This window comes from Streptomyces sp. NPDC051136 (assembly GCF_044455745.1).
Taxonomy (GTDB): domain Bacteria; phylum Actinomycetota; class Actinomycetes; order Streptomycetales; family Streptomycetaceae; genus Streptomyces.
This window is the reverse complement of record NZ_JBITFE010000006.1, coordinates 381,595-393,656: the sequence shown is the minus strand read 5'-3', so window position 1 is coordinate 393,656 and position 12,062 is coordinate 381,595. Positions and strand designations below refer to the sequence as shown.

Genomic DNA, 12,062 nt, shown 5'->3' with positions numbered 1-12,062 from the left:
ACCTGGCCGCGGCGCCGGGCTTGTGAGGTAAGGCTCAGTCGGCCGCCGCCCGTCCTCGACAAGGTCGTCCACAGGGCTGGTCGCGATCTATCGCGTTTCGGTACGCTACGGCGGTGGACCTTCACAAGCACGCCCCAGCCGTCCCGCGTACCTCCGAGCTGCGCGCCTCGGACGCCGACCGCGACCGTGTCGCCGACATGCTGCGCGAAGCCCTCGCCGAGGGGCGGCTCACCGCCGACGAGCACGCCGAGCGCGTCGAGGGCGTGCTGGCCGCCAAGACCGTCGGCGAGCTGGACGTCTTCGTGCGCGACCTGCCCGCCGCCCACCGGGACCGGGAGCCCGCCGCCCCGGCGCCCAGCCGGCCCACCCCGGGCGCCGTCCCCGCGGAACCCGACGAGAACGTGGTGGCGGTCTTCAGCAGCGCCGTCCGCAAGGGCCGCTGGCGGGCGAACCGCCGCATCCACGCCTACGCGGTCTTCGGCAGCGTCGAGATCGACCTCAGCGAGGCGGTCTTCGAGTACCAGCAGGTCGTCGTCAAGGCGTTCTCCGTCTTCGGCAGCGTCGAGGTCCGGGTCCCGGAGAACGTGTCGGTGCGCGGTGCCGGGGGCTGCGTCCTCGGCAGCTTCGAGGTCCACACCCACGACTCCGCCGAGGCCGAGGCCCCCGTCGTGTACGTCGACGGCTGGGCCGTTCTCGGCAGCGTCGAGGTGCGCCCGAGGCGCGGCAAGATCGTCGCGGACATCCTCGACCGGGTGCACCGCCGCGTCGAGAAGGGGATGCGCAAGCACCTGTAGCGCGGCACCGCCGGCGGTCGGGGACTCAGTGCATAGGCACGCGTACAACGGGTAAGCCTTGACGCATCGTCTCTCGCTAGCGAAGCCGTCGTCAGGAGTAGACCCGTGCTGCAACCGCCGCATTCGTCCCTGCAGGTAGCTGCCGTTCCGGCCCAGCGGGGGCCCGTGCGGGACAGGGACCAAGACGCTCCGTGGCACACCGAGGCGGTGTGCCGGCGCGACGAGGCCGGACTGTTCTTCGCCCCCTCCAAGGAACCGACCGCCGCCCGGCTCTCCCGCGAAGAGGCGGCGAAGCGGGTCTGCGCGCGCTGTCCGGTCATGGTCGAGTGCCGCGAGCACGCCCTGCTGCAACCCGAGCCCTACGGCGTCTGGGGCGGCCTCACCGCCGCCGAGCGCCGCGTGGTCCTGGCCCGGCGCCGCCGCCGCGAGGTGGAACTCAAGAACGCCGCCCGCCAGACGGGCCGCATAGCCGCGGCCGGCTAGACCTCAGGCGACCGAAAGGGCACCCTCTCCGCACCGAGGGTGCCCTTTCGACGCCGGGGGCCGCCGCCGACCCGGGGGGCGCGGGGCTGTGCCCGATCTGCGGCTCCGCCCCGTGGGCGCGGCGGGCGGCAACTTTCTGACGCCGGGGAGCGCAGCCGCCCAAGGGGCGCGGGGAACTGCGCGACAAGCCACGACGCACCCGCACCCGCCTTGCGAAAGGCGCCCCCAGCTCAAGAGGCGCCCCGCGAAACCGACGGAGTCACTTCGCCCGGTCGAAATCCACCGCGCTGTACGCCCGCAGCTTGCTCAGCCGGTGCTCGGAGTCGATCCGCCGCACCGTGCCCGACTTGGACCGCATCACGATCGAGTCGGTCGTCGCCGTCTCCGACCGGTAGCGCACCCCGCGCAGCAGCTCGCCGTCGGTGATGCCGGTGGCGACGAAGAAGACGTTGTCCCCGGAGACCAGGTCGTCGGTGGTCAGCACCCGGTCCAGATCGTGCCCGGCGTCCACCGCCCGCTGCCGCTCCTCGTCGTCCTTGGGCCACAGCTTGCCCTGGATGGTGCCGCCCAGGCACTTCACGGCGCAGGCCGAGATGATGCCCTCCGGCGTGCCGCCGATGCCGAGCAGCAGGTCGATGCCCGTGCCCTCGCGCAGGGCCAGGATGGAGCCGGCCACGTCGCCGTCGGAGATCAGCTTGATCCGGGCGCCGGTCTCCCGGACCTCCTTGATCAGGCCCTGGTGCCGGGGGCGGTCGAGGATGACGACGGTGACGTCCTCGGGCGTGCGGCGCTTGGCCTTGGCGATCCGGCGGACGTTCACGGCCACGGGCGCGTTGATGTCGACGAAGTCGGCGGCCTCGGGGCCGGTGACCAGCTTGTCCATGTAGAAGACCGCGGACGGGTCGAACATGGAGCCGCGCTCGGCGGCGGCCAGCACCGCGATCGCGTTGGTCATGCCGTTGGCGGTCAGCGTGGTGCCGTCGATCGGGTCGACGGCGATGTCGACCTCGGCGCCGGTCCCGTCCCCGACCCGCTCCCCGTTGAAGAGCATCGGGGCTTCGTCCTTCTCGCCCTCGCCGATGACGACGACGCCGTTCATCGAGACGGTGTGGACGAGGGTGCGCATGGCGCGCACGGCGGCACCGTCGGCGCCGTTCTTGTCACCGCGCCCGACCCAGCGGCCGGCGGCCATCGCCGCGGCCTCGGTGACCCGCACCAGCTCCATGGCGAGGTTGCGGTCGGGGGCCTCGGAGGGGACGTCCAGCTCGGAGGGGAGATGATGCTCGGTCATCGGAACGCACCTTTCTGATACGACGACGGCCGGATGAGGGTGTGGCCACGACTCTATCGTCAGTCCGACAAAATGAGCAGGGGACCCCACGTATGAGCACATGAGGGACCTGCGACGATGGGGGCGTGGCAGGTACGAACGGCAAGCAGAAGACGGCCCGGGACATGGTCCTCTCCCTGGGGGTCATCGTTCTCGCGGGACTGGTCATGTATCTCTTCATCCCGCACGACGACGACGGCGGGCCCGACCTCAAGCGGGTCGACTACACGGTCGAGCTGACCACCGCGCGCCGCGCCGCGCCGTACCCGGTGGCGGCGCCCGAGGGGCTGGCCGAGGAGTGGAAGCCGACCTCCGTCCGCTACCGCGGCACCGAGGGCGATTCCTGGCACCTGGGCTACCACGCGCCCGACGGTGAGTACGTGGCCGTGGAGCAGTCGACGCGGAAGCCGGACGACTTCATCGAGGAGGCCAGCCAGGGCGGGCGCAGGACCGGGACCACCGAGGAGATCGGCGGCCGGACCTGGACCCGCTACACGGGTGGCCGGTACGAGGCCCTGGTGCTGCGGGACACCGACGGCGTGAAGGGCGCGACGACGGTCGTCGCCGGCACCGGGTCGTTCGAGCAGCTGGGCAGCATGGCCGCGGCGCTGAAGCTGGCCTGAGCCGGCGCCGTACCCGCACGGTTCTGCGCGGGGCCGTCCCCGCGGGCATGACGAAGCCCCCGGTGCGTGACCGGGGGCTTCGAGACGTGCGCGGGTCCCGGAGGACCCCGGCGCGCGGACCGCGGTGCTCAGACCGTGGTGACGACCTGGTCGTAGGCCAGGCGCGGGGAGCGCGGGAACCAGGCGTCCGGGCCCGGGCGGCCGATGTTGACGACCATCAGCGGGGTGTGGTCGTCGTCCAGGAACTCCTTGCGCACGCCCTCGAAGTCGAAGCCGGTCATCGGTCCGGCGGCCAGGCCGGCGGCGCGGACGCCGACGATGAAGTACGCGGCCTGAAGGGCGGCGTTCAGCGTGGCGGCGCCCTCGCGCACCGGGCGCTCGCTGAAGAAGGCGTCCTTCGCGGCGGGGAAGTGCGGGAAGAGCTGCGGCAGCTCCTCGTGGAACTCGTTGTCCGCCGAGAGGATCGCGACCAGCGGGGCGGTGGCGGTCTTGGGCCGGTTGCCCTCGGCCATGTGCGCCACCAGGCGCTCGCGGGCCTCGGGGGAGCGGACCAGCGTGATGCGCAGCGGCGACTGGTTGAAGGCGGTCGGGCCGTACTTGACCAGGTCGTAGATCGCCTGCACCTGCTCCTCGGTCACCGGCTCGTCGGTGAAGGTGTTCGCGGTGCGGGCCTCGCGGAAGAGCAGGTCCTGGGCGGCGGGGTCAAGAACGAGAGACATGCGTGATCTTTCTCGGGGGGTGCGTCGGCTCCGCGTCCCGTGGGTCCGGGAGCCGTTGACGGGCACGACACTACGGCAAGGAAGTTCAACATTCAACCAAAACGGGAGGGTGGTGATCCGCTTCACACCGCCGCCGGAGTGAAGGGGGTCTGGCGAGTGCGGCGCCCCGTGTGTCGGGACGGCGGGGCCAAGGCGAACTGCGTCTATATGACGATGTGAAATTCATGCCGAACAGCGCGGACCATCACGTATCCGGACCGACCGTCGCGGTCGTGGGACTCGGCTATGTCGGACTGCCCACCGCACTCGCCCTCTCCGACGCGGGCGCCACCGTCGTCGGCGTCGACAGCAGCCCCGGCCGGCTGCGGGACATCGCACGCGGTGCCGTGGACCTGCTGCCGCTGCACCACGCGCAGCTCGCCTGCGCCTCGGCCGGCGACCGCTTCCGGCTCACCTCGGACGCCTCGGCGGTGCGTGGCGCCGACGCCGTGGTCATCTGTGTGCCGACCCCCGTCGACGCCCGGCGCGAGCCCGACCTCACCGCGCTGTCCGCCGCCTGCGCCTCGGTGGTGGAACACGCCGTGCCCGGCCAGCTGATCGTGCTCACCTCCACCAGCTACGTCGGCACCACCCGTGACCTCCTGGTCGAACCGCTGCGGGCCCGCGGGCTCACCGCCGACGAGGACGTGTACGTGGCCTTCGCCCCCGAGCGGATCGACCCCGGCAACGAGCACCACACCCCCGAACGCACCCCGCGCCTGGTCGGCGGCGCCGGACCGCGCAGCAGTCGCGCCGCCGCGGAGCTGCTGGCGCCGACCGCCTCCGTCGTCCGGACGGTCCCCGACCCCGAGACCGCCGAGATGGCCAAGCTCTGGGAGAACACCTACCGCGCCGTCAACATCGCCCTGGCCAACGAACTCGCCGACGCCTGCCACTCGCTCGGGCTGGCGCCGGTGCCGGTGATCGAGGCCGCGGCGACCAAGCCGTACGGTTTCATGCCCTTCTATCCCGGCCCCGGTGTGGGGGGTCACTGCATCCCGTGCGACCCGCACTACCTGCTCTGGCAGCTGGGCAGGATGCGGCAGCAGGCGCCGCTGGTCGCCACCGCCCTCGCCGCCAACAGCGACAGGCCCGCGCGGATCACCGAACGCGCCCTCGACCTGCTGGCGGCCTCCGCCGTCCCCGCCCGGAGCGCCCGCGTCCTGCTGATCGGCGTCGCCTACAAGGAGGGCGTGGCCGACGTCCGGGAGAGCCCCGCCCTGGAGATCCTCGCCGGGCTGACCCGGGCCGGCGCGCACGTCGCCTACTGCGATCCCCTGGTGCCGTCGCTCCGTGTCGGCACCGACGCGCTGCACCACGTGCCGGACCCGCACACCCGCCCCTGGGACCTGGTCGTCCTCAACACCGTCCACCCCGTGCACGACCTGACCTGGCTGTGCGCCGCCGACGCCCCGCCCGTCCTGGACACCCGCGAGCGCGGCCCCCTCGCCCGGGCGGCGGCACGGGCCGGGACCGGCGTCCCTCCCGCGGCGGAGGCCACCGCATGACCGTCCTGCGCCCCGGCCACGGGCCGGTCACCCCGCTGCGCGCCGGCGCCCGCCACCGGCTCGGCGCCCGCCTCGACGGCCTCGCCCCCGGCGTCCGCCGCGACGTCGTACGGCTGCTCACCGTCCTCGCCCTGCTGCCGCTCCTGCTGCTGCTGGCGCGCAGCGCCGTACGCCTGCCGCACGCCTTCGACCCGCTCACCCTCTACGGCCTGGCCGTCCTGTCCGGCACCGTCTGCCTCCTGCACGTCGCCTACAGCCACTACGACGACCCCGCCCTGCGCCCGCTGCGCAGCCGCCCCCGCCACGCCGAGGCCTTTCCGCCCCTGCCCGCGCGGCCCCGGGTGAGCTTCCTGCTGGCCGTGCGCAACGAACGCGCGCACATCGAGGACTGCGTGCGCTCCATGGCCGCCGTGGACTACCCCGACGTCCAGCTGATCGTGGTCGACGACGCCTCCGACGACGGCACGCCCGACGTACTGGAACGCCTCGCCGGGGAACTGCCGCTCACCGTGATCCGGCTGGCGGAGAACCTCGGCAAGAAGGGCGCGCTGGTCCGCGCCTGCGCCGTCGCCGACGGGGACGTGCTGCTGTTCACCGACTCCGACTGCGTCGTCGCGCCGGACTCCGTACGGCACTGCGTCGCCGCCCTGGTGCGGCACCCGGAGCTGGGCGCGGTCGGCGGACACTGCCGGGCGCTCAACACCGACGCCGGCCTGCTGGCCCGGGTCCAGGACATCTGGTACGAGGGACAGTTCCGGATCAGCAAGGCCGCCGAAGCCGCCTTCGGGTCGGTCACCTGCGTCTCCGGACCACTCGCCGCCTTCCGTCGCGAGGCGGTCTGGAACTACCTGCCCGCCTGGGCCGAGGACCGCTTCCTCGGGGCCCCCTTCCGCTTCGCCACCGACCGCCAGCTCACCGGCTACGTCCTGGGCCAGGCCTGGCACGGCCGCGCCCTCAAGGACCGGCACGCCGACTCCCCCTTCGTCCGCGACCACGACTACCCCGAGCGGCGCTGGGAGGTCGGCTACACCCGGGCGGCCCGCGTGTGGACCCGGGTCCCGTCCCGCCCCGGCTCCTTCCTGCGCCAGCAGGTCCGCTGGAAGAAGAGCTTCATCAGGAACCTCTTCTTCACCGGCCGCTTCATGTGGCGCCGGGGCCCGGCCGCCGCCGCCCTCTACTACGGCCACGCCCTGTGGGTGATCGCGGCACCCGCCCTGGTCGTACGGCACCTGCTGTGGGCCCCGCTGCACCTGGCCGGCCTGCTGACCCTGCTGTACCTGGGCGGCGTCGTCCTCAAGGGCTGCGTCTGGGGCCTCGCCTACCGGATCGACCACCCCGGGGACCGCGCCTGGCGCTACCGCCCCCTGATGAGCCTGCTGTCCTGCTGCGTACTGGCCTGGCTGCTGCCGTACGCCCTGCTCACGCTGCGCCGCGGCGTCTGGACGAGGAGTGCCGCATGAGAGTCCTGCTGCGCGGGCTGGGCCGCTCGCTCGCCGTCGGCCTCACCTGTGCCGCCGTAGCCCTGGTCTACCTGTTCGTCGTCACCCGGGGACGGTGGATGTGAAAAGCGACGGTTCCAGCGGACACCGGCTCCTCCGGTCCAGCCGGCTCCGGGACGGGCGACCGCTGCTGCGCGCCGCCCTCGGACTGCTCACGGCGGCCGCCGTGGCCCTGCCCTTCACCGCCGCCTGGCAGTACGACGCCCTGCGCCGGGCGGTGGCCGACCAGACCGCGCCGCCCGCGCCCGGCGGCCCCGGCGCCGACGCCGACGCGAAACCGGCGCCCGCCGCGAGCGCGCCGGTCGTCCTCGCCTACCACGACATCGGTCCGGACGACCGGAGTCGCTACACCGTCTCGCTGGAGCACTTCGACGCACAGCTGCGCGCCCTGCGCGACGCCGGCTACCGCACCCTGTCCACCCGGGAGTTCACCGACTTCCTGCGCACCGGCCGCACCCCGGGACCGCGCACCGTCCACCTCACCTTCGACGACGGCACCCACGGACTGTGGACGCACGCCGACCCGGTCCTGGCCAGGTACGGGATGAAGGCGGCCGCCTACCTGATCACCGGGCAGGTGGGCACCCACCGGCCGTACTACCTCTCCTGGGCCGAGGTCGGACGGATGGCGCGGTCCGGACGCTGGGACTTCCAGGCCCACACCCACCTCAGCCACGAACGTGCCGCGGTGGACGCCGCGGGACACGAGCGCTCGGTGTTCACCAACCGGCTGTGGCTCGCGGACGAGGGGCGCGTGGAGACCTCCGCCGAGTACCGGCGCCGGATCGCGGCCGACCTCGACCGGTCGATCCGCGACCTCCTCGCGCACGACCTGCCCCGCCCGCGGCTCTTCGCCTACCCCTTCTCGGAACGGCTGGACCAGTCCAACCTGGACGAGCGCGACGCCGAGGCCCTGCGGTCCATGCTGCGCAAGCGTTTCACGGCCACCTTCACCAACAATCCGGCACGGCCGCTGCCCGCCGGACCGCACGCCGTCGCCGTCGGCCAGGTGCAGCGCCTGGAGGTCACCCGGGACACCGACCCGGCCGGACTGCTGCGCGAGCTGGCCCGCTGGGCCCCGGTGGCGCCGCGGGACGTCGACCGGCCGCTGTCCCACCCGGGGCACTGGCAGGCGACCGGCGACACCGAGCAGCTCGCCCTCGGACTGCTCACGGGCGACCGCCGTCCCCGCGGCGGCACCGCGCACGCGTCGGCCGACTACCGCCCGCTCGGCACCGCGGGGTGGACCGACTACCGCCTGCGGGCCACCGTCGGCGGTCTGCACGGCACCTCCAACAGTGCCGGCATCACCTTGCGGGCGGGCAGTGAGCATCCGGTGTCGCTCTCCGTGGGCCGCAACACGGCGAGCCTCGCCACGGACGGCCGGAAGGACACCGGCGACCGGCGCGGCTGCCGGCTCGACCCCTCCGCCACCCACCGGATCACCGTCTCGGTGACCCCGCGGCGGGTGCGGGTGAGCGTCGACGGCGAACCCTGTACGACGGTCCGCGCGGGCCGGTGGCCGGCCACGGAGAGCGCCGGCGGTTTCGCGCTCAGCGTGCACAACGACGGGCCGGAGCGGCAGTGGCCCCGCTTCACCTCGCTGAAGGTCGGGTGACGTGCATCACAGGCGGTCGGCGATCAGTTCTCGCGCCGGCCGCGGTCTACAAGGGCACAACACCACGCGGACCCGTACCTCGGCACCCTCGCCGCCTCGCACACAAGGAGCCCATCGACATGACCGCCACCGTGAAGGGCCCGGCCTCCTACTTCCCGTCCATCGAGAAGAAGTACGGCCGCCCGGTCGCGGAGTGGAAGGACCTCGTCCGGTCCTCGCCGCTCACCAAGCACATGGAACTGGTCACCTGGCTCAAGACCGAACACGGCCTGGGCCACGGGCACGCCAACGCGCTCGTCGCGCACACCCTGGCCGAGGACACGGCGAAGGAGGGCTAGAGGGCTAGGGGGTGTCGTTCGGATCAGGCCGGCTCCGGGAAGCGGTCCCTCGTCGCCGACCCCGGACCCCGCGACCGCGGCAAGATCCGAACGAGACCCGCTAGGGGGTGTCCCCGCCGGCGGCCGTGTCCTCCGCGTCCGCCTCCTCCTCGGCCAGCGCCGCGTCCAGGCGGGCCCGGGCGCCGTCCAGCCGGCGGCGGCAGACCTTCGCCAGCTCCTCGCCCCGCTCCCACAGGGCGAGGGACTCCTCCAGCGTCGTACCGCCGGCCTCCAGCCGCCGGACGACCTCGATCAGCTCGTCCCGCGCCTGCTCGTACCCGAGCGCCTCGGACATCGCCGTCGGCTGCTCCACCTCGCTGGTCATCCACCCACCCTATGCGTCGACTCGTACGGAGAAATCGCCCTCGGAGACCCGCGCACGCAGGGTCTCGCCCGGCTCCACCTCGCCGGGGTCCCGGACCGCGTGGCCGTCGGCCCGCTGCAGCACGGCGTACCCGCGCTTGAGCGTCGCGGCGGGGGAGAGGGCCACCACGCGCGCGTGCGTGTGCGTCAGCTCGGAGTCGGCCCGGTCGAGGTGGTGGCGCAGGGCACGGCGGCCCCGGTCGAGCAGCGCCGTCACCTGCTCGGCCCGCTCCTCGATCATCCGGTGCGGATCCTGTATCGACGGCCGGGCCAGCGCGTGCGCCAGCCCCCGCTCCTCACGGTCGACGAACGCCGCCACACAGCGCCGGGCGCGGTCGCGCAGCAGGCGCACCCGCTCGTACTCCTCGCCGACGTCCGGCACCACCTTCTTCGCGGCGTCGGTCGGCGTGGAGGCGCGCAGGTCGGCGACCAGGTCGAGCAGGGGGCTGTCCGGCTCGTGGCCGATCGCCGAGACGACCGGCGTACGGCACTGGGCGACCGCCCGCACCAGCTGCTCGTCGGAGAACGGCAGCAGGTCCTCGACGCTGCCCCCGCCGCGCGCGACGACGATCACGTCGACGTCGTCGATCGCGTCCAGCTCCTTCACCGCCTGCACCACCTGCGGCACCGCGTGCACCCCCTGCACGGGGACGTTGCGCACCTCGAAGCGGACGGCGGGCCAGCGGTGCCGGGCGTTCTCCAGGACGTCCCGCTCGGCCGCCGAGGCCCGCCCGCACACCAGGCCGATCAGCTGCGGCAGGAACGGCAGCGGCTTCTTCCGCTCCGCCGCGAACAGTCCCTCGCGCGCGAGGGACTTCTTCAGCTGCTCCAGACGGGCCAGCAGCTCGCCGACGCCCACCGGCTTGATCTCGGCGGCCCGCAGCGACAGCTGCCCCCGCGGCGCGTACCACTCCGGCTTGGCGTGCACGACCACCCGGGCGCCCTCGCCCACCACGTCCGCCACGGCGTCGAACACCTGCCGGTAGCAGGTCACGCTCACGGAGATGTCGTACGACGGGTCGCGCAGCGTCAGGAACACCACACCGGCGCCCGGCCGCCGCGACAACTGCGTGATCTGCCCCTCGACCCACACCGCGCCGAGCCGGTCGATCCAGCCCCCGATCAGCCGGGACACCTCGCCCACGGGCAGGGGGCTTTCGGGGGTCGAGTTGGCAGCCATGCGCCCGAGCGTAACGGCCGGGTCCGACAATCCGGCCCCGCGCGTCGGTCCCCCGTCACACGCCCGCCGGGTCCGCGTCCCTGCGGCCCCTCCACTGCACCGCCAGCACCAGCAGACCCACCACCAGCCAGACCGCCCCGACCACCTGAGCGGTCCCCGACGCCTCCACGATCACCGCGATGGTGATCGCCGCGCCCAGCACCGGCACCAGCAGGTGCCGCCACCAGCTCACCGGCCCCCCTCGGCGCCGGACCGCGAACCAGCCCACCACGCTCGCGTGCAGCAGCGTGAACGCGGTCAGCGCGCCGACGTCGACTACCGAGACCAGGTGGTCGAGGCCGTCGTCCCGGCGGGCCGCCCACACCGCCGCCGCCATCGTGATCACCGCCGACGCCAGCAGCGCCACCCGCGGCACTCCGGCGTCCGTCCGGGCCAGCACGCCCGGCAGCCGCCGGTCGCGGCCCATCGCGAACAGCAGCCGCCCGGCCGCCGCCTGCCCGGCCAGCGCCGCGAACGCCGCGCCGATCGCCTTGCTCACCGCCACCAGGTCGTGCAGCCACGTGCCCACCGAGGCGTCCACGGCGTCGTAGAACGCCGACCCCTGAAGCTCCGGCTCCGCCGCCAGCCGCGCCGACGACACCGGCTCCAGCAGCGCCACCAGGTAGGTCTGCGCCACGAACAGCACACCGGCCAGCGCCAGGCAGAACAGCAGCGCCCGCGCGACCTTCGCCGACCCTCCGGTGACCTCCTCCGCGAACGTGGCGATCGCGTCGAAGCCCAGGTACGACAGCACCGCCACCGACACCGCGCCGACCACCGCCGACAGCGCGAACGCCCCCTGCGTGCCGTCCCCGGACAGCGGCGACAGCCAGTCCCGCTCGGCCCCGTCCTGCGCCAGGACCACGATCGCCGTGGCCACGAAGACGAGCAGGACGACGATCTCCATGGCGAGCACCAGGAAGCCCACCCGGGCCGCCGTCCGCACCCCCCACAGGTTCAGCAGCGTCGTGACGACCACCGCGATCGCCGTCCACACCCACCGCGACACCTCGGGGACCAGCGCCTCCATCGCGATGCCGGAGAACAGGTAGGCCACCGCCGGGATGAGGATGTAGTCCAGCATCGCCATCCAGCCCGCGACGAACCCGGCCCCGTCGCCGAGCCCCGCGCGCGCGTAGGCGAACACCGACCCCGCCTGGGGGACCACCCGCACCATCTGGGCGTAGCTGAACGCGGTGAACGCCATGGCGACCGTGGCGACGACGTAGACCAGGGCCACCGCACCGTGGGACTTGGCGTCCAGCGTGCCGAACACGCCGACCGGCGCCATGGGCGCGATGAACAGCAGCCCGTAGACGACCAGGTCCCTGAAGCCCAGGCTGCGCCTCAGCTGCTGCTGCTCACCGGCCCCCGGGGCCGTCGTACCGTTCTGCGACATCGTTCCTCCGCCTGCGCCTCGGACTCCGTCTCCAGACGTTCCCGCCAGTCTCCCCGGCAACGCCGCACCCACGCGATCTTTGACCCGCCGA

Annotated in this window: 12 protein-coding genes; 7 read left to right on the top strand and 5 right to left on the bottom strand. The window is 73.4% G+C overall.

From position 1 onward, the window contains the following. The first annotated feature begins 113 nt into the window (after positions 1–113). Both ACIBCJ_RS19700 and ACIBCJ_RS19695 read left to right on the top strand, forming a co-directional pair. Positions 114–794: a DUF1707 domain-containing protein gene (locus ACIBCJ_RS19700; RefSeq protein ID WP_362107614.1), complete on the top strand. Its 681-nt coding sequence runs from the start codon at positions 114–116 to the stop codon at positions 792–794. A gap of 105 nt (positions 795–899) precedes the next feature. Beyond that, positions 900–1,277 (top strand): WhiB family transcriptional regulator, encoded by a 378-nt coding sequence (locus ACIBCJ_RS19695; RefSeq protein ID WP_133887154.1) that lies wholly within the window; start codon positions 900–902, stop codon positions 1,275–1,277. Between the two features lie 259 nt (positions 1,278–1,536). Here ACIBCJ_RS19695 and glpX read toward each other — a convergent pair whose 3' ends face one another. Next, positions 1,537–2,568, bottom strand: a complete 1,032-nt coding sequence (gene glpX / locus ACIBCJ_RS19690; RefSeq protein ID WP_365980043.1) for a class II fructose-bisphosphatase — start codon at positions 2,566–2,568, stop codon at positions 1,537–1,539. Positions 2,569–2,693: 125 nt separating this feature from the next. On the opposite strand from glpX, the gene ACIBCJ_RS19685 reads away from it, so the two are divergent. Beyond that, a complete protein-coding gene (locus ACIBCJ_RS19685; protein ID WP_365980041.1) occupies positions 2,694–3,230 on the top strand; it encodes a DUF4245 domain-containing protein in 537 nt (178 codons plus the stop codon). Positions 3,231–3,358: 128 nt separating this feature from the next. On the opposite strand, the gene ACIBCJ_RS19680 is transcribed toward ACIBCJ_RS19685, so the two are convergent. Further along, positions 3,359–3,949 carry a malonic semialdehyde reductase gene (locus ACIBCJ_RS19680; protein ID WP_362107626.1) on the bottom strand — a complete coding sequence of 197 codons (591 nt, stop codon included), beginning with the start codon at positions 3,947–3,949 and terminating at the stop codon, positions 3,359–3,361. Positions 3,950–4,173: 224 nt separating this feature from the next. On the opposite strand from ACIBCJ_RS19680, the gene ACIBCJ_RS19675 reads away from it, so the two are divergent. The 4 genes from ACIBCJ_RS19675 to ACIBCJ_RS19660 all read left to right on the top strand — a co-directional run bounded on the left by ACIBCJ_RS19675 (position 4,174) and on the right by ACIBCJ_RS19660 (position 8,951). Continuing rightward, a complete protein-coding gene (locus ACIBCJ_RS19675; RefSeq protein ID WP_399282849.1) occupies positions 4,174–5,496 on the top strand; it encodes a nucleotide sugar dehydrogenase in 1,323 nt (440 codons plus the stop codon). Then, the gene (locus tag ACIBCJ_RS19670; RefSeq protein WP_365980039.1) at positions 5,493–6,956 is read left to right on the top strand and encodes a glycosyltransferase family 2 protein; all 1,464 of its coding nucleotides are present in this window, start codon (positions 5,493–5,495) and stop codon (positions 6,954–6,956) included. The genes ACIBCJ_RS19675 and ACIBCJ_RS19670 overlap by 4 nt, the downstream gene beginning before the upstream one ends. Positions 6,957–7,056: 100 nt before the next feature. Beyond that, complete coding sequence (locus ACIBCJ_RS19665; protein WP_365980038.1) at positions 7,057–8,613, top strand: polysaccharide deacetylase family protein; 1,557 nt, start codon at positions 7,057–7,059, stop codon at positions 8,611–8,613. A gap of 119 nt (positions 8,614–8,732) precedes the next feature. Next, positions 8,733–8,951: a DUF4287 domain-containing protein gene (locus ACIBCJ_RS19660; protein ID WP_362107638.1), complete on the top strand. Its 219-nt coding sequence runs from the start codon at positions 8,733–8,735 to the stop codon at positions 8,949–8,951. A gap of 100 nt (positions 8,952–9,051) precedes the next feature. Here the strand turns inward: ACIBCJ_RS19660 and ACIBCJ_RS19655 are convergent, their stop codons facing one another. Genes ACIBCJ_RS19655 through ACIBCJ_RS19645 form a run of 3 tightly spaced genes read right to left on the bottom strand, consistent with a single transcriptional unit; the run spans position 9,052 to position 11,971 of the window. Next, a complete protein-coding gene (locus tag ACIBCJ_RS19655; RefSeq protein WP_362104811.1) occupies positions 9,052–9,315 on the bottom strand; it encodes an exodeoxyribonuclease VII small subunit in 264 nt (87 codons plus the stop codon). Positions 9,316–9,324: 9 nt separating this feature from the next. After that, positions 9,325–10,533, bottom strand: a complete 1,209-nt coding sequence (xseA, locus tag ACIBCJ_RS19650; RefSeq protein ID WP_362104808.1) for an exodeoxyribonuclease VII large subunit — start codon at positions 10,531–10,533, stop codon at positions 9,325–9,327. A 55-nt stretch (positions 10,534–10,588) separates the two neighbouring features. Next, complete coding sequence (locus tag ACIBCJ_RS19645; protein ID WP_362509055.1) at positions 10,589–11,971, bottom strand: APC family permease; 1,383 nt, start codon at positions 11,969–11,971, stop codon at positions 10,589–10,591. Positions 11,972–12,062 lie beyond the last annotated feature (91 nt).

Coding starts and splice junctions, on each gene's coding strand:
- ACIBCJ_RS19655 (WP_362104811.1), bottom strand. CDS start 9,315: ATGACCAGCGAGGTGGAGCAGCCGACGGCGATGTCCGAGGCGCTCGGG.
- glpX (WP_365980043.1), bottom strand. CDS start 2,568: ATGACCGAGCATCATCTCCCCTCCGAGCTGGACGTCCCCTCCGAGGCC.
- ACIBCJ_RS19670 (WP_365980039.1), top strand. CDS start 5,493: ATGACCGTCCTGCGCCCCGGCCACGGGCCGGTCACCCCGCTGCGCGCC.
- ACIBCJ_RS19645 (WP_362509055.1), bottom strand. CDS start 11,971: ATGTCGCAGAACGGTACGACGGCCCCGGGGGCCGGTGAGCAGCAGCAG.
- ACIBCJ_RS19675 (WP_399282849.1), top strand. CDS start 4,174: ATGCCGAACAGCGCGGACCATCACGTATCCGGACCGACCGTCGCGGTC.
- xseA (WP_362104808.1), bottom strand. CDS start 10,533: ATGGCTGCCAACTCGACCCCCGAAAGCCCCCTGCCCGTGGGCGAGGTG.
- ACIBCJ_RS19660 (WP_362107638.1), top strand. CDS start 8,733: ATGACCGCCACCGTGAAGGGCCCGGCCTCCTACTTCCCGTCCATCGAG.
- ACIBCJ_RS19680 (WP_362107626.1), bottom strand. CDS start 3,949: ATGTCTCTCGTTCTTGACCCCGCCGCCCAGGACCTGCTCTTCCGCGAG.